Source organism: Microvirga lupini (genome assembly GCF_014191055.1).
Lineage (GTDB): Bacteria > Pseudomonadota > Alphaproteobacteria > Rhizobiales > Beijerinckiaceae > Microvirga > Microvirga lupini_A.
The window spans coordinates 428,343-446,174 of sequence record NZ_JACHWB010000001.1 but is presented as its reverse complement, the minus strand read 5'-3'; the positions used below and the strand labels follow the sequence as shown (position 1 = coordinate 446,174).

General features: G+C 61.1%; 19 protein-coding genes. 11 read left to right on the top strand and 8 right to left on the bottom strand.

Annotated elements, in window-relative coordinates; genetic code table 11:
* Position 1: 1 nt before the first annotated feature.
* Positions 2-1,234 carry a 3-methyl-2-oxobutanoate dehydrogenase (2-methylpropanoyl-transferring) subunit alpha gene (locus FHR70_RS02070; RefSeq protein WP_183446609.1) on the bottom strand — a complete coding sequence of 411 codons (1,233 nt, stop codon included), beginning with the start codon at positions 1,232-1,234 and terminating at the stop codon, positions 2-4.
* Between the two features lie 161 nt (positions 1,235-1,395).
* A complete protein-coding gene (locus FHR70_RS02065; RefSeq protein WP_183446607.1) occupies positions 1,396-2,112 on the bottom strand; it encodes a GntR family transcriptional regulator in 717 nt (238 codons plus the stop codon).
* 124 nt (positions 2,113-2,236) lie between these two features.
* On the opposite strand from FHR70_RS02065, the gene FHR70_RS02060 reads away from it, so the two are divergent.
* The 4 genes from FHR70_RS02060 to FHR70_RS02045 all read left to right on the top strand — a co-directional run bounded on the left by FHR70_RS02060 (position 2,237) and on the right by FHR70_RS02045 (position 6,815).
* The gene (locus FHR70_RS02060; RefSeq protein ID WP_183446605.1) at positions 2,237-3,232 is read left to right on the top strand and encodes a sialic acid TRAP transporter substrate-binding protein SiaP; all 996 of its coding nucleotides are present in this window, start codon (positions 2,237-2,239) and stop codon (positions 3,230-3,232) included.
* A gap of 74 nt (positions 3,233-3,306) precedes the next feature.
* Complete coding sequence (locus FHR70_RS02055) at positions 3,307-3,909, top strand: TRAP transporter small permease (RefSeq protein WP_183446603.1); 603 nt, start codon at positions 3,307-3,309, stop codon at positions 3,907-3,909.
* A gap of 14 nt (positions 3,910-3,923) precedes the next feature.
* Positions 3,924-5,279 carry a TRAP transporter large permease gene (locus tag FHR70_RS02050; RefSeq protein WP_183446601.1) on the top strand — a complete coding sequence of 452 codons (1,356 nt, stop codon included), beginning with the start codon at positions 3,924-3,926 and terminating at the stop codon, positions 5,277-5,279.
* An 18-nt stretch (positions 5,280-5,297) separates the two neighbouring features.
* A complete protein-coding gene (locus tag FHR70_RS02045; RefSeq protein ID WP_183446599.1) occupies positions 5,298-6,815 on the top strand; it encodes a UxaA family hydrolase in 1,518 nt (505 codons plus the stop codon).
* Positions 6,816-7,163: 348 nt separating this feature from the next.
* Here the strand turns inward: FHR70_RS02045 and FHR70_RS02040 are convergent, their stop codons facing one another.
* Complete coding sequence (locus FHR70_RS02040; protein WP_183446597.1) at positions 7,164-7,370, bottom strand: hypothetical protein; 207 nt, start codon at positions 7,368-7,370, stop codon at positions 7,164-7,166.
* A 387-nt stretch (positions 7,371-7,757) separates the two neighbouring features.
* Between FHR70_RS02040 and FHR70_RS02035 the strand changes: the two genes are divergently transcribed.
* The 7 genes from FHR70_RS02035 to FHR70_RS02005 all read left to right on the top strand — a co-directional run bounded on the left by FHR70_RS02035 (position 7,758) and on the right by FHR70_RS02005 (position 13,132).
* Complete coding sequence (locus tag FHR70_RS02035; protein ID WP_246407781.1) at positions 7,758-8,132, top strand: Tat pathway signal protein; 375 nt, start codon at positions 7,758-7,760, stop codon at positions 8,130-8,132.
* A gap of 10 nt (positions 8,133-8,142) precedes the next feature.
* The gene (locus FHR70_RS02030; RefSeq protein ID WP_183446593.1) at positions 8,143-8,829 is read left to right on the top strand and encodes a MotA/TolQ/ExbB proton channel family protein; all 687 of its coding nucleotides are present in this window, start codon (positions 8,143-8,145) and stop codon (positions 8,827-8,829) included.
* Complete coding sequence (gene tolR / locus FHR70_RS02025; protein ID WP_183446590.1) at positions 8,829-9,275, top strand: protein TolR; 447 nt, start codon at positions 8,829-8,831, stop codon at positions 9,273-9,275. The genes FHR70_RS02030 and tolR overlap by 1 nt, the downstream gene beginning before the upstream one ends.
* Positions 9,276-9,284: 9 nt before the next feature.
* The gene (locus tag FHR70_RS02020; RefSeq protein ID WP_183446588.1) at positions 9,285-10,175 is read left to right on the top strand and encodes a TonB family protein; all 891 of its coding nucleotides are present in this window, start codon (positions 9,285-9,287) and stop codon (positions 10,173-10,175) included.
* Positions 10,176-10,322: 147 nt separating this feature from the next.
* A complete protein-coding gene (locus tag FHR70_RS02015; RefSeq protein WP_183446586.1) occupies positions 10,323-11,279 on the top strand; it encodes an MBL fold metallo-hydrolase in 957 nt (318 codons plus the stop codon).
* Between the two features lie 33 nt (positions 11,280-11,312).
* Positions 11,313-12,917: an FAD-dependent oxidoreductase gene (locus FHR70_RS02010; protein ID WP_183446584.1), complete on the top strand. Its 1,605-nt coding sequence runs from the start codon at positions 11,313-11,315 to the stop codon at positions 12,915-12,917.
* Positions 12,914-13,132 (top strand): DUF2783 domain-containing protein, encoded by a 219-nt coding sequence (locus FHR70_RS02005; protein ID WP_183446582.1) that lies wholly within the window; start codon positions 12,914-12,916, stop codon positions 13,130-13,132. The genes FHR70_RS02010 and FHR70_RS02005 overlap by 4 nt, the downstream gene beginning before the upstream one ends.
* 13 nt (positions 13,133-13,145) lie before the next feature.
* On the opposite strand, the gene FHR70_RS02000 is transcribed toward FHR70_RS02005, so the two are convergent.
* The 5 genes from FHR70_RS02000 to FHR70_RS01980 all read right to left on the bottom strand — a co-directional run bounded on the left by FHR70_RS02000 (position 13,146) and on the right by FHR70_RS01980 (position 17,688).
* Entirely contained in the window at positions 13,146-13,850 is a 705-nt protein-coding gene (locus FHR70_RS02000) for an ATP-binding cassette domain-containing protein (protein WP_183446580.1), read from the bottom strand.
* A complete protein-coding gene (locus FHR70_RS01995) occupies positions 13,843-14,625 on the bottom strand; it encodes an ABC transporter ATP-binding protein (protein ID WP_183446578.1) in 783 nt (260 codons plus the stop codon). Before FHR70_RS01995 ends, FHR70_RS02000 begins: the two co-directional genes overlap by 8 nt.
* On the bottom strand, positions 14,622-15,569 hold the full coding sequence (locus FHR70_RS01990) for a branched-chain amino acid ABC transporter permease (RefSeq protein ID WP_183446576.1): 948 nt from the start codon (positions 15,567-15,569) through the stop codon (positions 14,622-14,624). The genes FHR70_RS01995 and FHR70_RS01990 overlap by 4 nt, the downstream gene beginning before the upstream one ends.
* Positions 15,570-15,571: 2 nt before the next feature.
* Positions 15,572-16,444: a branched-chain amino acid ABC transporter permease gene (locus tag FHR70_RS01985; protein WP_183446574.1), complete on the bottom strand. Its 873-nt coding sequence runs from the start codon at positions 16,442-16,444 to the stop codon at positions 15,572-15,574.
* Between the two features lie 77 nt (positions 16,445-16,521).
* Entirely contained in the window at positions 16,522-17,688 is a 1,167-nt protein-coding gene (locus FHR70_RS01980) for an ABC transporter substrate-binding protein (protein ID WP_183446572.1), read from the bottom strand.
* Positions 17,689-17,832: the final 144 nt, after the last annotated feature.

Here is a 17,832-nt window from a genome sequence, read left to right as displayed (position 1 = left end):
ATCAGACCCCCGCCTGCTGGCGCTGCCGGCGCAGATGAGGCGGCATTTCGGCATAGACGCCATCGAACATGTCGCGTGCGGATGGTTTGCCGCCCGCATGCAGCGTGCCGTAGCTCTCCGCCTCCTTCTGGGCGGCGATCACCGTATCGAGAATCTCGGCCTCGGCCTGCTTGTGCCGTTCCTCAGACCAGACGCCGCGCACGATCAGGTGGTTCTTCAGGCGGATGATCGGATCGCCGAGAGGCCAAGCGTCGGATTCGGTCTTAGGCCGGTAGGCTGAGGGATCGTCTGACGTGGAATGTGCCCCGGCCCGGTAAGTGACATACTCGACGAGGGTCGGCCCGAGATTGCGCCGGGCCCGCTCGATGGCCCACTTGGCCACGGCATAAACGGCGAGATAATCGTTGCCGTCGACCCTGAGCGACGGGATGCCGAAGCCCAAGCCCCTCGCCGCGAAGGTGCCCGATCCTCCGCGCGCAATGCCCTGGAAGGTCGAGATCGCCCATTGGTTGTTGACGATGTTGAGGACGACCGGCGCCTTGTAGGTGGAGGCGAAGACGAGCGCTGCATGGAAATCGGACTCGGCCGTCGAGCCGTCGCCGATCCACGCTGCAGCGATCTTGGTATCGTTACGGATCGCCGAGGCCATCGCCCAGCCGACCGCCTGGATGTACTGGGTCGCGAGGTTGCCGGAGATCGTGAAGAAGCCATGCTCCTTAGAGGAATACATGACAGGCAACTGACGCCCCTTCAGCGGATCGCGCGAATTGGAATAGACCTGACACATCATGTCGACCATGGGATAGCCGTCCGCAATCAGGAGGCCGGCCTGGCGATACGTCGGAAAATTCATGTCACCGGGCGAGAGTGCCTTGCGGAAGGCGCAGCTGATCGCCTCCTCGCCTAAGTGCTGCATGTAAAAGGATGTCTTGCCCTGGCGTTGGGCGATCAGCATCCTGGCATCAAAGGTCCGTAGCGTCATCATATGACGCATGCCCTCGATCAGCTCCTCGTCTCTCAGCAGGCCCGCCCACGGGCCGACGGCCTCGCCACTCCGATTCAGAACACGAATGATCGAGAACGCAAGATCCCGGATGGATTCCGGCTCAACATCGATGTTCGGTCTGGGGACGGCCCCTGCCTTGGGGATTTTGACATTCGAGAAATCCGGGGATCCCCCCGGACGAACGGCCGGTTCCGGCACGTGAAGGGACAGAGGTGCGTCAGCTGTCATGATTGGTCGTTCTCCTCAGGAGAGAACTAGGAAAGAAACACCATCTGGCCATAGGTGCAACAATGCGGATGTTAGGCCTGGGGATAGGGCTTCCAGACCCTTCAACTAATCCTGCCGAGCCACCGCCGAACCAATCCGGCCAACCCTTTCGTCTCCACCAATCAGCTATGCACGAAGACATCCGCATGCTCGGCCGAGAAGCGTCCCAATTCGTCCATCACCGCCTGGAGGTGAGCCGCCATGGCTTTGTGCGCCGCATGAGAGTTCCGGGTTTCCAGGGCGTGGAAGATCTCACGATGTTCGGCCAAGGTCACGGTATGCCGCCGTGGCGATGAGAGGAGTCGGCGCACCCGGTCGATATTGGCACGGGATGCATCGATCACGGCAGCCACGCGGGGGAGATTCAGTCCTTCGACCAGGATCGCATGAAACTGCAGGTCGAGAGCATAGAAGCCAGGGCGATCCCCCCGCTCGACGGCCTCCTGCTGGGCCAGCAGGTTTTCACGAAGAGCTTCCATATCGGCTGCCGAAAGGTGCTCGGCCGCCTTTTCCGCCACCATGCATTCGAGGGCTTGGCGAATCAGCATCGATTCTTGGATTTCCGACAGGCGGATGCGGGCGGCCCGGCTGCCGCGTTGAGGCAGGATTTCGACAAGTCCCTCCGTGGCAAGGCGTGTCAGTGCCTCTGAAATGGGGAACCGGGACACCCCCAGGGCGACGCAAACCGCCCCCTTGTCGATGAACTCGCCAGGCGCGAACTCGAGATCGACGATGGCTGCCCGAAGCGAGCGCTCAACCTGCTCGGTCGTATTTCCCCGCGGGCCTCGTTCCAAGGGAGTTAGGAATTCGTAGTATTTTCTCTTGTCGAACGCGTCCATTTGCCTAACATGTTAGCCCAACCGATGGGCGAAAGCCACCAGCTTGTCGGGTGCCTCTGGCGGGAACATCACCCGCCAGTCATCACGCACCGGCCGCAGAGCCGGGCTTTTCGGAGGAACGCCTATGCCATCTTTGACCCGCCGCCTAGCCTTCGGCCTGATTGCGGCCGCGACTGTCGCCCTCCCCGCCTTGCCGGCCAGCGCTCAGACCAAGCTCAAATGGGCGCATGTCTATGAGGCATCCGAGCCTTATCATAAGTGGGCCCTCTGGGCAGGTGAGGAACTTAAGAAGCGGACCAATGGGAAGTATACGATCGAGGTCTTCCCGGCCTCATCGCTTGGCAAGGAGAGCGACATCAACGAAGGCCTGTCCCTCGGCACAGTCGATATCATCTATACGGGCCAGCTCTTCGCCGGCCGCGCCCATGGACCGGTCGCCATCGGCGGCGCACCCTACATGTTCCGCGATTTTGGCCATTGGAATGCTTTCCGGAAATCCGATCTCTTCAAGGAGCTTGGCCAGGGATACGAGAAGAAGACCGGACACAGGGTCGTGAGCCTTACCTACTACGGCGAGCGGCACGTGACGGCGAACAAGGACATCACCAAGCCCGAGGACATGAAGGGGGTGAAGATCCGCGTGCCCGATGCGCCGCTCTACACCATGTTCCCGAGAGCTGTCGGGGCCAACCCGACGCCGATCGCCTTCGCGGAGGTTTATCTGGCGCTCTCGCAAGGCGTGGTGGACGCGCAGGAAAACCCGCTCGTCACCATCCAGGCCAAGAAGTTCCACGAGGTTCAGAAGAATATCGTGCTGACGGGGCACATCACGGATGCCCTTCTCACCATCGTGTCCGGCGGCACGATGAAGCGCCTCTCGGCCGACGAGCAGAAGGCCCTGACCGAAATCCTGCAGGAGGCGGCCGACAAATGCACCGACGACATCGTCAAGATGGAGAAGGAGTTGGTCGACTGGTTCAAGGGACAGGGCAAGAACGTGGTCGCGGTGGATCGGACGCCGTTCCGCGAAGCCGTGGTCAAGATGCACATGGGTCCTGACGCGACCTGGGACAAGACAGTCTACGACCGTCTCCAGGCGATCAAGGCAACCACCAACTAGCACGACAGCGGAGGCCCTCTTCCTCGAGAGAGCCTCACGCCCCTCGTTGAGGAAAGCTGGAAAGAATGCCCGTAATGCAGAACACCCAGGCCCCCGTCATGACCAAAGGGAGGGTCGATGCGACTCCCCCGGACGACATTCACCGGGAGATGGATGAGCTCTTCGAGCAATGGCGGGAAGAGGAAGCGCATGTGGATCTCTCCGACCTTCGGTGGTCCGATGCCGTGATTTTTGCGATTTTCTGGATTCTGTTCGGAATCGTCTTCCTGCAGTTCTTCACCCGCTACGTCCTGAACAACTCCTTGGGATGGACGGAGGAGATTGCCCGCTATCTCCTCATCCTCGTCACCTTTGTCGGCTCGGTGACGGCCATGCGCAAGGGCTCCCATATCGCCGTGGAGGCCCTTCTCGTCTACCTTCCCCGTGGGGCCAGGCACTGGACCCTTGTTGCAGTAGACGGCCTTGTTGCCCTCTTCTGTGGCGCCATGGCATGGTATGCCTATCAGCTCGGCGCCCTTGCTCCGGGCTACATGGTCTCCATCGACATTCCGAAAAGCTATCTCTACTGGGCGGTTTCCGCGGCCCTGGTTGGCGTGACCGTGCATGCGATCCTGCGCTTCCTGCGGCGTCTCCGCGGCCGTGAGGCGGATGCCCCTCACGGCCTGACCATCGACTAAGGGCGGAAATCTCCATGCTCATTACTCTGATGCTTGTCGCGCTGCTGGTCATGATCGTCATCGGCGTCCCGATTGCAGTGGCCCTGGCCGGTTCCTCGCTCCTGTTTCTGTTTGTCGGAAACCTGACGGGCGAAATCACCACTCCGGTGATTACGGTGATTCACCGCATGGTGAATGGCGTCGACTCCTTCCCGCTACTCGCCGTTCCCTTCTTCATCATGGCCGGCAACCTGATGAACTCCGCCGGGATCACCAAGCAGATCTATGATTTCGCCGTTGCAGCTGTCGGCTGGCTCAGGGGTGGCCTTGGCCACGTGAACGTCGCCGGTTCCGTCATCTTCGCCGGAATGTCCGGAACCGCCGTTGCGGACGCAGGCGGCCTCGGGACGATCGAGATCAAGGCCATGCGTGACCATGGCTACGACACAAAATTCGCCGTGGGCCTCACGGCCGCCTCATCGACCATCGGGCCGATCATTCCGCCATCCCTCCCCCTCGTCATCTACGGCGTCGTGGCCAATGCCTCGATCAATGCGCTCTTCGTTGCAGGAATCATCCCCGGCCTGATCATGGCCCTCTTCATGTCGGCCACTGTGGCTCTCTATGCGCATCATTATGGAATCGGGCGCGATGCGCGGTTCGAGCTTGGCCGCCTAGGGCGTTCGTTCCTCAATGCCTTTCTGCCTCTTCTGACGCCTGCCATCATCATCGGCGGCATGAGCTTCGGCCTGTTTACTCCCACGGAAGCGGCTGTCTTCGCCTGCGCCTACGCACTTCTGCTGTCGACCGTAATTCATCGCAGTTTCAACCTGGTGCTTGCGGCGCGCGGGCAGCGACCCCGCTATTCGGTGCTGAGCCTGCGCCAGTTTATCCGTGTCACCATGGACACGATTGAGACAACAGCCGTGGTTCTTCTCATCGTGGCAGGGGCTTCGATCTTTGGTTGGGTGCTGACCACGACCCGCACCACCGATGCCCTTGGTGAGTGGATCATCACCTATGCGGCCGATCCGATCACCTTCCTGCTTCTGGTGAACGTCTTCCTGTTGATCGTCGGCTGCTTCATGGAGACGATTGCAGCCATTACCATCCTGACGCCAGTGCTGCTACCGGTTGCCATAAAGCTCGGAATCGACCCGGTTCATTTCGGGCTCATAATGGTGCTGAACCTGATGATCGGACTGCTGACCCCTCCTGTCGGGATGGTCCTTTACGTGCTAACCCGTGTGGCAAAAATATCCTTCGAGGAGTGCATGAAGGCCTGTGCTCCTTGGCTGGTGCCCTTGCTCCTCGTCCTCCTCCTCATCACCTTTGTCCCAGAAACCGTTCTTTGGCTGCCGCGATTCCTCAAGGAAATCGGCTACCTTTGATTTCGAAAAGTGATTGTCATGAACACACCACGGACCATCCGTCTTTCACCTGACGACAACGTCGTCATTGCCATCGATCTCGTGAACCAGGGCGCCGACGCTGCCGGGCTGACGGCCCGCGAGCGCATCCTGCGCGGCCACAAGATGGCCGTGGAACCGATCAGCGAGGGAGAGCCGATCCGAAAGTTCGGCCAGATCATCGGTTTCGCCAAGAGCCATATCGCGCCGGGCGAGTGGGTGCATGAACACAATGTGGGCCTGCACGATTTCGAGCGGGACTATGCCTTCTGCGCCGAGGCAGGAGACGACGATCTGCTGCCGCCGGAGCTGCAGGCGACCTTTCAGGGCTACCGACGAGCCTCCGGCAAGACCGGCACCCGCAACTATATCGGCATCCTCACCTCCGTGAACTGCTCGGCCTCGGTCGCCCGCTTTGCCGCGGCAGAGGTGGAGCGCTCAGGCGTCTTGCGCGACTATCCTGGAATCGACGGCATCGTGGCCATCGTTCATGGCACGGGCTGTGGCCATGCGGCTTATGGCGAGGGTTTCGAGATCCTGCGCCGGACCCAGTGGGGCTATGCTAGCCACCCCAATTTCGCGGGCGTGATTATGGTCGGTCTGGGGTGCGAAGTGTTCCAGATTGGACGCATGAAGCAGGAATATGGCCTCACCGAAACGGAGACATTTCGCACGCTGACCATCCAGGAGACAGGCGGCACTCGAAAGACGGTCCAAGCCATCGTCGACGCGGTGAAAGACATGCTGCCGATTGCCGCCAGAGCCCAGCGTGAGACCCGCCCGGCTTCCGAGCTGATCCTGGCTCTCCAATGCGGCGGATCTGACGGCTATTCCGGCCTCACGGCCAATCCGGCCTTGGGCGTCGCTTCCGACCTGCTTGTCCGGCACGGCGGGACATCCATTCTGTCTGAGACGCCGGAGATCTACGGCGCAGAGCATTTGCTCACCCGCCGGGCTGCAACGCGGGAAGTCGGCGAGAAGCTCGTTGCACGGATCAGATGGTGGGAGGCCTATACGGAACGCAACGGCGGCGAGATGAACAACAACCCCTCACCGGGCAACAAGGCAGGCGGCCTCACGACGATCCTCGAAAAGTCCCTGGGCGCCTCCGCCAAGGGTGGGCGCTCCACACTGCAGGCCGTGTACGAATATGCCGAGCAGGTCAAGGATCATGGCTTCGTCTATATGGACACGCCCGGCTACGATCCTGTTGCCGCAACGGGCCAGGTGGCTGGCGGCGCGAACCTCATCGCCTTCACCACGGGTCGTGGCTCCGCTTTCGGCTGCAAGCCGGCACCGTCCCTCAAGCTCTCTACCAACTCGGACATTTACCGCCGCATGATAGACGACATGGACATCAACTGCGGTGACATTCTCGATGGCGTTTCCCTGGAGGCGAAAGGGCAGGAGATTTTCGAGACTTTGCTGAAGGTGGCCTCCGGAGAGCACACGAAATCGGAAGAGCTGGGCTATGGCGACCTTGAGTTCGTTCCCTGGCAGGTGGGCGCCGTCATGTGACCAGGGGCGGACGAGGAAGTTTCCTCTGTCGAACTTGCCCTCCTTTCTTCAACGGATTCGATGGTTGGGGCACTCGAGGAGTGCCAGCCGCCAGCTCTTCCGTTAGGGAAGCAAATTTTAACATTGTGTTAACCATATTCCGGCAATCATGACCGTGTTGATCCTGCACAAGGATCAACACTCTCCCAAAAGTGAACGAGGCACGGATGTACTGCCTCGCTTCGCTTTGGGATGCAGTGTCACGGGCATGATGAAGCCCGCAAACTCATGATCTGACTCTGACATGAGAGAAACATAGCGCCTCGGCAGGAAGCGCCTGACTTGGTGAGCCAGGTGGCCTCGACGTAGTCAGCCCAGCACATAAAGCGCTGTTGCAAGGGCAGCGATCCCGCCGACGAAGGCATAGGGATACCAAGCGGGAAAGGGTTTGTCGTGACCTTTGAAACCCACGCTGAAACTCCTTGATGTAAAGCCTATGTCCGCCCCTTGTTCTTCTCCAAAGCGGTATTTTTGTGAAACGCAGATGATGCACATTCGTGAATAGTCGAGAGGCATCAGGCAGGATCACCCCGATCAAAAATGGGAAAAATTTACTTTGAAAGCTTTTTAAAGAGCCGAAATCACCCCCGTTCTCAACACCGTAGGGCTTGTTTTAGAACGCCTCTGATTTTCGGATAACCCCTTGATCTGAATGAGTTCTCCCAGATATTTCCTCTGATCATCTCACGAGAAGCTCCCGCTGGTTCCAAGCCTATGCCGGACCGGCGAACCAAGGAGCATCTGCGGTTGATTCCGCATCGGTGAGACGGCGCATCCTGCGCCCTCGTCCATACGAACGAGAGGGAAGAGTTCATGGGGACAAGCACGTGGAACGAGCCTGGATATTGCACAGGCAGCATATGGGCATGCCTTGCCCTGCTTCTTCCCTTCAGCGGAGCGGCTTTGGCCCAGGACCGCGCTTCGCCCCCGCCTCTGCGTATCGAACTGAACAGGATCGAGGCTGCGGGCGAGAATTGCCGAACCTATTTCCTGATCGACAACCAGAAGGGCGACAGCTGGCGCTCACTGAAACTCGATCTGTTTGCCCTCGACACGGACGGTGTCGCAGCCAAGAGGCTGGCCGTCGACGTTGGCCCGGTGCCGGGCCGCAAGACCCTCATCAAGCTCTTCGACTTTCCAGGTTTGAGCTGCTCGCGGTTCGGGAGCGTTCTGCTCAATGATGTCATGACCTGCGAGGGCGCGGCGAGTGCACGGGAGGAGTGCCTGTCCGCCCTTGAGACCTCTTCCAAGATCGACACCGTTTCATTCACGAAATGAGATTGCTGTGATGAATGACATCGTCCCTGCCGCCCCGCACGATCTTTCTTTCATGGGCCTGTTTCTGCAGGCCGACCCGATCGTCAAAGGAGTGATGATCCTGCTTGTCTTGGCCTCGCTTGGATGCTGGACAATTGTCGTCGAGAAACTCATGCGCTTCAGGAGCGTTCGCCATCAGGCGCGTGCCTTTGAGCGGTCAGCCCGCTCGGCCGAGAAGCTTCACCCCCAATCAGCCAGGATGACAGGGCGGATCATTCTCGCCGGTCAGGAGGCCTGGCGCGATCAGGATCCGTCGGAGAGCCGCGCGGAGCGGCGGGAGCGGATCGAGCGCGCCATGCGGGCTGCGCTTGCTGCCGACATGCGCCAACTCCAGGTGGGGCTGCCGTTCCTGGCCACCACGGGATCGGCTGCGCCCTTCATCGGTCTGTTCGGCACGGTCTGGGGCATCATGAATTCGTTCTCCGCCATCGCAGCCAGCCAGGACACCAGCCTCTCGGTGGTGGCGCCCGGCATCGCCGAAGCCCTGTTTGCTACAGCGATCGGCCTCGTCGCCGCCATTCCGGCCGTGATTGCCTACAACAAGCTCACCACCGATCTCGGACGCCTGCAGCAATCCTTCACGGCGGGCATCACGGCCCTCGGTGACCGGCTCGCGCGCGATCGCAAGCCCCATCTGCGCGCAGAGGCCGCCGAATAATGGGTATGGGACCGCTCCGCACAGGCGAGCTGGACGACGAGTTCGGTGTTGCACCTCTGTCCGAGATTAATGTCACGCCGCTCGTCGATGTGATGCTCGTACTGCTCATCATCTTCATGGTGGCAGCGCCTCTTATGACCGTCGGCGTTCCAGTGAACCTGCCGAAGACAGCCGCCGCGAAGGTGTCACAGCCAAAGCAGCCTGTTGTGGTCAGCATCGACGCGCAGGGCCAGCCGTTCCTCGACAAGGAGCCGCTCACGTCCGACACGATGATGCCTAAGCTCAGAGCCCTGGCGAGCGCCGATCCGACCCAGGTGGTGCTGGTCCGCGGAGACAGGGCTGTCCCTTATGGGCGCATCGTCGAGATCATGGGGCAGGTCAGTGCAGCCGGCTTCAGCAAGGTCTCTCTCATCGCCCAGGCACCGAGCGGAACCCCGGCCCAGTAAGATCTCCCCATGTCAGTTCAGAGCATAGAACCGCTGCAGGAGCCGAGGCGGCTTGGGATTGCCTTCATCACGGCGCTTGCCCTGCACTCCGCCATGGCGGCGGCAGTGACCTTCTGGCCGCATGAAACAGACGATCCGCCCGGCGAGCAGGAAATTACCATCGATGTAGCTCCCGCCCTGGAAGAGGCGCCGTCCGTCGCATCGGCGGAAGTCGCTGCCATGGAAGCCCCTCCGGTCGACCCGCAGGAGGTGCTGCCGGAACCGGAAGCGGTCGAGCCTTTGCCTCCGGACGAAGTGACCGCGGAACAGCCCGAGGAAGTGGCGAAAGTCTCCGAACGAGAGGACGTCGCCGAAGTTCCTCTTGCCGCAACAGAGTTGGCGGCGGAGCCCGAACCTGTGGTCGCCCTTCCGCCACCCGAGACGGTTTTCGCGAAGCCTCTGGAGAATAGGCCCCCACCGAAGAGACCCGAGAGAAAACCAGTCGAGAAGCCTGTTGAGCGCAAGCCTCCTCCGCGCCGGACTGTTGCCGAGACGAGGCCACCATCCGAGGCTCGGCAAGGCCAAGCCTCCTCTTCCCGTGAGAATACGCAGGGTTCCGCAGCCTCGGCCGATCCGGATGTGCTCAGAAGTTATGGCGCGCGCGTAAGAGCCGCTCTACAGAGTCGTTTCCGCATTCCGGATGCTCTGCGCAGTCAGGGCTTCAACGGATCTGCAACGGTATCGTTCACGATCGATGATTCCGGCCGCATCATCAGCTCATCGATTACAGGCAGTTCGGGCCATCCTGCGGCTGATCAGGCAGCTCTCGATGCTGCAAGGCTTGGATCATCCGTACCACCGGCGCCGGCGTCCGTTTCCCAGCGCAGGTTCATCATAAGGTTGGTTACCAAAATCCGGTGAAGCGGTCCTACACCCAGCCACCTTTACGATCTTGACGATCAAAGGTTCACGGCTAACCTGCCTCCTGAGCAACTGTCGACAAAAAGCTCACGCATCTGCCCCCTATGGCAAGTAGCATGAGTGACACGCCAGGATGGGAGAAACGCCATGACCGAAAAGGCTTTTGCCTCGACGGGAGATCTGTCTGAGAAAACCGTGTCCTTCACCGAAATCGGGGCGGGTCTCTATGCCTATACAGCTGAGGGCGACCCCAACTCCGGTATCATCGTCGGGGACGACGGCTGCATGGTCATCGACGCGCAGGCGACCCCAATGATGGCCGAGGACGTGATCGCGCGCGTGCGATCCGTGACCGACAAGCCGATCAAGTATGTTGTTCTATCCCATTACCATGCCGTGCGTGTCCTCGGCGCCTCCGCCTACAACGCACAAGGTATCATCGCCTCCAACGCCACCTATGACCTGATCGTCGAGCGCGGCGAGCAGGACAAGGCCTCGGAGATCGGCCGCTTCCCACGCCTGTTCAAAGGCGAGAGCAGCATCCCGCCCGGCCTCACGTGGCCTACCCTGACCTTCGAGAGCGGCATGTCGGTGTTTCTCGGCAAGCGTGAGGTGAAGCTGTTTCATCTTGGCGCCGGCCACACGGCGGGTGACATTGTCGCCTGGGTGCCGGATGCGGAGGTGATGTTCACCGGCGACCTCGTGGAGTATCACTCGGCCTGTTATTGCGGCGATGCTCATTTGCGAGAATGGCCGCTGACACTCGACGCCATCCTGGACTTCCAGCCTCAGTCCATCGCTCCCGGTCGCGGCGCAGCCCTCCAGGGCAGCCGGCAGGTGCGCGAGGCGGTGGCCATGACTCGCGATTTCGTCACCACCCTTTATGGCGCAGCCGAGTTGTCGGTGGTGCGCGGGCGCTCGCTGAGAGAGACCTTTGCCGCAACCCGCGAGGTCATGGACCCGAAGTTCGGGGACTTCGCTATCTATGAACACTGCCTCCCCTTCAACGTCTCCCGCGCCTTTGATGAGGCCTCCGGCATCGATCATCCGGTGATCTGGACGGCCGAGCGGGACCGCGAGATGTGGGCTGCCCTTCAGGGCTGATGCTCAGAACAGGGTGGAGGAAGGGAAAGGGTCATGAACACCCGCAAGATCCTCTATCAATACGGCTACCGCCGCTGCCTCGACCAGGATCGCTCCTCCCCTGCCCGGCATCCCGTTGTCGTCGTTGGTGCCGGACCTGTCGGGCTGTGCACGGCCATCGATCTCGCACAGCGCGGCGTTCCTGTCGTTCTCCTCGATGATGCGGACAGGATCGGCGAAGGTTCGCGCGGCATCTGCTATGCCAAGCGCACTCTCGAGATCCTCGACCGGCTCGGTGCCGCAGATCCTTGCCTCGAAAAGGGCGTGACTTGGAAGATCGGCAAGGTCTTTCAACGCAACGATCTGCTCTACGCCTTCGATCTTCTGCCCGAAGATGGGCACAAGATGCCGGCCTTCATCAATCTCCAGCAATATTACTTGGAGCATGCCCTGGTGGAACGTGCTGCAGCATTGCCGAACCTTGAGATCCGATGGCGCAACAAGGTGGTTGGCCTGAAGCACCGCAATGACGGGGCGACCCTCACGGTCGAAACGCCCGAAGGCCGCTACGATCTCGATGCCGACTGGGTCGTCGCTGCCGATGGTGCGCGCTCCGCCTTACGCGGGATGCTCGGACTCCCGTTCCAGGGAGAGGCCTTCGAGGACCGCTTCCTCATTGCCGACGTGAAGATGAAAGGCGATTTTCCGCCCGAGCGCTGGTTCTGGTTCGATCCGCCGTTCCATGAGGGCCATTCCGCTCTTCTGCACAAGCAGCCGGACGATGTCTGGCGCATCGACCTGCAGCTTGGGCGTGATGCGGACGCGAAAGCCGAGCAAATGCCCGAACGCGTCATCCCGCGGCTCAGGCAGATGCTGGGGCATGACGATTTCTCGCTGGAGTGGGTGTCGGTCTACACCTTCCAGTGCCGTCGTCTGGAGCGTTTCGTTCATGGTCGCGTGGTCTTTGTCGGAGATGCAGCTCATCAGGTCTCGCCTTTTGGAGCGCGAGGCGCAAATTCCGGCATTCAGGATGCGGAGAACCTGGCCTGGAAGCTCGCATTCGTCCTGAAGGGAGAGGCACCGGAGAGCCTGATTGCGTCGTACGATCTCGAGCGCTCCGCCGCGGCCGATGAGAATATCGGCCACTCGACCCGATCGACGGACTTCATCGCACCACGCTCGGCGCAGGAGCTTCGCTTTCGCGACGCAACCTTGGCTCTTGCGCGCCATGCTCCCTTCGCCAAACGGATGGTGAACTCGGGCAGGCTGTCGATGCCATCCACCTATGATTCGCCTCTCTCGACGCCCGATACAGACAGGTGGTCCGGATCTGCGCATCTGGGAGCGCCTCTTCCCGACGCTCCCATGCGCGACCACAGCGGACAGCCGATCTGGCTGCTTGATGCCATTGGGGGCGAGGAGACGATCCTGCATGTTCAAAACGAGGCGCAACCCCCAGTGGGCTCTCGTGTTCTCATCATCGGCAAGGATCTCGTCGACGAGCACGGATTCTTTACCCAGCGATTTGACGCACATCCTGGGAGCACCTATCTCGTGCGTCCCGATCAACACCTTGCAGCGCGCTGGCGCCATGCCGCACCCTCGCTGATTGAAGAAGCTTCGCGCCGCCTGAGAGGCTTTGGGGAGGGTCATGCATGAGCACGCTTGTGACTGAAAGCCGTTTTATTGACCCGGACCGTGCCTACCGCGCGCTGATCGAAGCGCATCGAGGTCTCTCAGAGGAGGAGAGTGCAGCGCTCAACAGCCGCCTCGTCCTGATCCTGGCCAACCACATCTGCGAGCACGTGGCGCTTCAGGAAGCGATTGCCCTCGCGAAACAGAGCATGGAGTCGCTGGATACAGCGTCAGAATAATCGGATCGACGTGTTATTCGATTCCAAGATAAGCCGCCTTAACCTGAGGATCGGAGAGCAAGGAAGAGCCGGTTCCGCTATAGGCCACCTTTCCCGTCTCAAGCACGTAGCCCCGATCCGCGATCGCCAGTGCCGCACTGGCATTCTGCTCCACCAGTAGCACTGTGATGCCGTCTTTCCTCAGAGACACGATGGCATCGAGGATCTGATCGACCAGGAGCGGCGACAATCCAAGCGACGGTTCATCCAGCAGCAGGAGCTTAGGACGCCCCATCAGGGCTCGGCCGATGGCCAGCATCTGCTGCTGACCGCCCGACAATCCGCCGGCGAGAAGATGGCGCTTTTCGGCCAGGATCGGGAACATCGCAAAAACCCGATCGCGATCCTGCTCGATGTCCTTGTCACGTCGGCGATAGGCCCCGAGCCTCAGATTGTCTTCAACAGTAAGAGGTCCGAACACCTGCCGACCTTCGGGCGACTGGGTGATGCCGAGCTCCACGCGCTGGTGAGGTGGCAGGCGGTCGATGCGCTGTCCCTTGAAGCGGATCTCGCCGCCGGTCATCGGCTGCACGCCCGAGAGTGCGCGCAGCAGCGTGGTCTTTCCCGCACCGTTCGCACCGACAAGCGCCACGACTTCGCCGGCACGCACCTCGAGGCTGACGCCTTTCAGGACCTCGATGCGGCCGTATGCGCTGCGCAGGTTCTCCACCTCAAGCACGGGCAGCCTCCCGGGCGCCGTGCTGTCCCAGATAAGCCTCAAGGACCTTTGGATCATCGCGCACCTCCCGCGGCGTTCCCTCGGCCAGCGGCCTGCCTCGCTCCAGAACCAGGATCCTGTCGGAAATCTTCATGACGAGCTTCATGTCGTGCTCGACGAGCACCACCGCGACACCTCTGTCGGCGACCTGCCGGATTAGATGGTCGATCTCCTCGGTCTCGACCGCATTGCAGCCGGCAGCCGGTTCATCGAGGAGCAGCACGCGCGGCTCGGCCGCGAGGGATCGCGCGATCTCGAGACGCTTGCAGGCCCCGTAGGGAAGCGAGCCGGCCGGCACATCCGCCACATCCTTCAGGCCCACATAAGCAAGGAGATCGAGCGCTGCAGCGCGCGTCTCCCGATTCTGGCGCGTCACGGATGGAGTTCTGAACAGCGCCGGCAGGAGGCTGCACTTCTCCCGGAGATGACGCCCGACCATGACGTTTTCGCATGCCGTCATGCGTTGGAAGATCTGCAGGTTCTGGAAGGTGCGGGACAGCCCACGCGCTGCCAGTTTGTGAGGGGCAAGTCCTGTGACGTCCTCATCGGCTAGGTGGATCGTGCCGCGGTTCGCGGCATAGATCCCGGATACGATGTTGAAGAGTGTGGTCTTTCCGGCCCCGTTCGGTCCAATGATCGAGAGGATCTGGCCGGGGCTCACCGAAAAGCTCACTCCATCGACGGCCTTTACGCCCCCGAACGAGATGCCGATATCCGTTGCTTTGAGGATCGTCATGACCGTGCTCTCCTGAGGAACAGGCCCGAGACGCTCGGCACGATGCCGTTGCGCATGAAGATCATGGACACGATGATGATGAGGCCGAGCATAAGATGCTCGTATTCATGGAAGATCGTCAGCGCCTGCGGCAGCGTGACTAGAACCGCGGCACCCACGATGCTGCCGACGATTGATCCAAGCCCCCCGAGGACCACAATGGTGACGAGCTCCACGGAGTGCAGGAAGCCGGCCTGATCCGGATTGATAAAGCCGTTCATGAAGGCCAGAGCCGAGCCGGCAATTGAGGCATACACGGCGGCGATCACGAAGGCCTGCAGCTTGAAGCGGGCAACGTCGACACCCACCACCTGTGCAGCCACCTCGCTGTCATGCAGCGCGCGGAAGGCCCGCCCCGTCGGTGTCTCGTCGAGGTTGAGCGCGATCCAGGTTCCGACGAGCAGGAGCGCGCCTGTCACCCAATACCATGTATACGACCCGCTGACGCGCCAGCCGAACAGGATCAGCCGCTCCACCGGCATACCATCCGGCCCACCGGTCCAGCCGCTCTCCGTCGAAATCACCAGCGCAACGAGCACGCCGAGGCCAAGAGTGGCAATGGCGAGATAATGGCCCTTCAGTCGCAGGATCGGGCGCCCTACAAGATAGGCGAGCACGGCGGAGAGCGCAGCTCCGATGAGAAGCGCCGCCCAAGGCGGGATGCCGAGGTGGGCCGGTCCGATTGCTACTGCATAGGCGCCGATTCCGAAGAACGCCGCATGGCCGAGACTGACTTGGCCGGCCTGCCCCATGAGGATGTTGAGGCCTATGGCTGCGAGCGCCGACACCCACACGAGCGACGCGACGCGGAAGTAATAACTTGAGGGAAAGACGAACGGCAGGACGGCGATCACCACCGCCAGCACGGCGAGAATCAGGAAGCGCTGGTTCGTGAGAGCACCCATCCTCACACCCTCTCGACGGCTCGGCGTCCGAACAGACCCTGTGGGGCTGCGAACAGGACGATGAGGATGACCAGGAACGCGAAGGCGTCCTTATAGGTGGAACTCAGGTAGCCCGCACCGAAGGCTTCCAGCAGACCCAGCAGAAGTCCGCCCACAACAGCGCCCAACGGATTACCCATGCCGCCCAGCATGGCGGCGGCGAAGCCTTTCAGGGCCAGCAGCGTGCCGACATCGTAGTTCGTGAGTGTAATGGGCGTCACGAGAATACCGGCAATCGCCCCGATGGCGGCGGAACCTCCGAAGGCCAGCGCCATGATCGTGGTCGTGTTGATGCCGACCAAGCGCGCCGCCAACCGGTTTGCAGCCGTTGCCAGAACGGCCTTCCCGAGAAGCGTGTGCTCGAGGAAGACGTAGAGCGCCACCACGACGACCGCCGTTCCGCCGAGAACCCAGAAGCTCTGAGGCTGGACGGCCGCGCCGAGAATGTCGATGGGCGTCTCGCCCGAGAAACCGGGGAGCTTGTGAAACTGCTTGTCGAAGATGATCGCGGCAAGGCCGCGGAGCAGGATCGACGCGCCGATCGTAATGATGATGAGCGTCACGGCCGATGCGCCGCGGGCAGGCTCGATGGCAAGGCGATGAAGGAGAAGGCCGATCACGACGGCGACCACGATGGCAACGACGGCAGCCAGCGGCAGCGGAACACCGGCGGCCGATGCGAACACCGTCACCATGCCGCCGAGCATGACGAACTCACCCTGGGCGAAGTTCACCACGCCGGATGCGTTGTAGATCAGCGTGAAGCCCAGTGCGACGAGCGCGTAGACGGCGCCAACCGTCAGACCGGAGATGAGAAACTGGAGGAACTCGGCCATGATGCAGTCCCGCGTTCGTCAGATTGACAAACGGGAGGCTGATCATCGGCCTCCCGTCTGGTCCCTATCAGCGCGGATCAGCTGCCCGATGCCACGAGGTTCCAGTCGCCACCCTTGATTTCGAGCATGCGGAAGGCCGAGAGATCGAGGCCAAGGTGATCAGTCGCCGACATATTCACGATGCCGCCGGTGCCAACAAAGCCTTTGGTCTTCTCGATCTCGTCGCGGATCTTCTCCGAATCCGTGGAGTTCGCGCGCTTCATAGCTTCGACCAGGATGAAGAGGCCATCATAGGCATGACCGCCGAAGGTCGAAACAGGCTGCTTAGTGGCACTCTCATAGGTCTGCTTGTACTCGGTCACGACCTTTTTCTGCGGATCGCTCTCCGGCAGCTTGTCGCCCACGAGCAGTGCGGCCGCCGGCAGGCGGACGCCCTCCGCTGCAGCCCCCGCGAGATCGATGAAGCTCTTCGAGGCGACGCCGTGGCTCTGGTAGAATGGGATGCTGTTCATGCCGAGCTGGGCATAGTTGCGGGTCACGATGGCGGGGCCCTGACCGAAGCCGGGATTGACCACCGCTTGCACACCAGCCGTGTTCTTGATCTTCGTGAGCTGAGCCGTCATGTCGCTGTCACGCGGGCCGTAGTTTTCGTCGGCCACGATCTGCATGCCGTAATTGGGCGCAACCTTCACGCATTGCGCCCGCATGGAAGCGCCGAAGCCGTCGGTGCCGGAGATCAGGCCGATCTTGGTGAGGTTGCGCTTCTTCAGATCCTCAAAAATCTTTTCGCATGCCATCTTGTCGGTGTGCGGCGTCTTGAAGACGAACTTGCGCACGGGATCGATCACTTCGATAGCACCCGCGAGCGAAATGAACGGAACCTTGGCATCCTCGAACACCGGGATCATCGCCATGGTGGAGCCGGTCGTCGTGCCGCCGACCATGGCGATCACCTCGTCGTCCTCGATAAGACGCGTTGCGAAGGTGCGCGCCTTGTTGGCATCGCCACCGTCGTCATAGATCACCAGCTCGATCTTCTTGCCGTTAACACCGCCAGTCGCGTTGATCTTATCGACATAGATCCTGAGCGTCTTGTCCTCAGGCTCGCCCAGGAAAGAAGACGGCCCAGTCACCGACAGAACCGAACCGATCTTGATGGTCTCCTGCGCCAGGGCAGCCTGGGACAGGCCGAAGCCCACAACACTAGCGGCCAACAGGGTTTTGAGCGTTGCTTTCGTTTGCATTTGTTTCCTCCTGGTTCGTTGTCGATGTTTTTCTTATTGTTGCGCAAGGCTGCATGAACCTGCGGATTATACTGGGATAGAAGCGCGTGAACTTGGGTGAAAGCAGCGTGTTGCCCGACGAGCACAGATAGTATCATCCAGGCA

Coding starts and splice junctions, on each gene's coding strand:
- FHR70_RS02070 (WP_183446609.1), bottom strand. CDS start 1,234: ATGACAGCTGACGCACCTCTGTCCCTTCACGTGCCGGAACCGGCCGTT.
- FHR70_RS02065 (WP_183446607.1), bottom strand. CDS start 2,112: ATGGACGCGTTCGACAAGAGAAAATACTACGAATTCCTAACTCCCTTG.
- FHR70_RS02060 (WP_183446605.1), top strand. CDS start 2,237: ATGCCATCTTTGACCCGCCGCCTAGCCTTCGGCCTGATTGCGGCCGCG.
- FHR70_RS02055 (WP_183446603.1), top strand. CDS start 3,307: ATGCAGAACACCCAGGCCCCCGTCATGACCAAAGGGAGGGTCGATGCG.
- FHR70_RS02050 (WP_183446601.1), top strand. CDS start 3,924: ATGCTCATTACTCTGATGCTTGTCGCGCTGCTGGTCATGATCGTCATC.
- FHR70_RS02045 (WP_183446599.1), top strand. CDS start 5,298: ATGAACACACCACGGACCATCCGTCTTTCACCTGACGACAACGTCGTC.
- FHR70_RS02040 (WP_183446597.1), bottom strand. CDS start 7,370: ATGCCTCTCGACTATTCACGAATGTGCATCATCTGCGTTTCACAAAAA.
- FHR70_RS02030 (WP_183446593.1), top strand. CDS start 8,143: ATGAATGACATCGTCCCTGCCGCCCCGCACGATCTTTCTTTCATGGGC.
- tolR (WP_183446590.1), top strand. CDS start 8,829: ATGGGTATGGGACCGCTCCGCACAGGCGAGCTGGACGACGAGTTCGGT.
- FHR70_RS02020 (WP_183446588.1), top strand. CDS start 9,285: ATGTCAGTTCAGAGCATAGAACCGCTGCAGGAGCCGAGGCGGCTTGGG.
- FHR70_RS02015 (WP_183446586.1), top strand. CDS start 10,323: ATGACCGAAAAGGCTTTTGCCTCGACGGGAGATCTGTCTGAGAAAACC.
- FHR70_RS02010 (WP_183446584.1), top strand. CDS start 11,313: ATGAACACCCGCAAGATCCTCTATCAATACGGCTACCGCCGCTGCCTC.
- FHR70_RS02005 (WP_183446582.1), top strand. CDS start 12,914: ATGAGCACGCTTGTGACTGAAAGCCGTTTTATTGACCCGGACCGTGCC.
- FHR70_RS01995 (WP_183446578.1), bottom strand. CDS start 14,625: ATGACGATCCTCAAAGCAACGGATATCGGCATCTCGTTCGGGGGCGTA.
- FHR70_RS01990 (WP_183446576.1), bottom strand. CDS start 15,569: ATGGGTGCTCTCACGAACCAGCGCTTCCTGATTCTCGCCGTGCTGGCG.
- FHR70_RS01985 (WP_183446574.1), bottom strand. CDS start 16,444: ATGGCCGAGTTCCTCCAGTTTCTCATCTCCGGTCTGACGGTTGGCGCC.
- FHR70_RS01980 (WP_183446572.1), bottom strand. CDS start 17,688: ATGCAAACGAAAGCAACGCTCAAAACCCTGTTGGCCGCTAGTGTTGTG.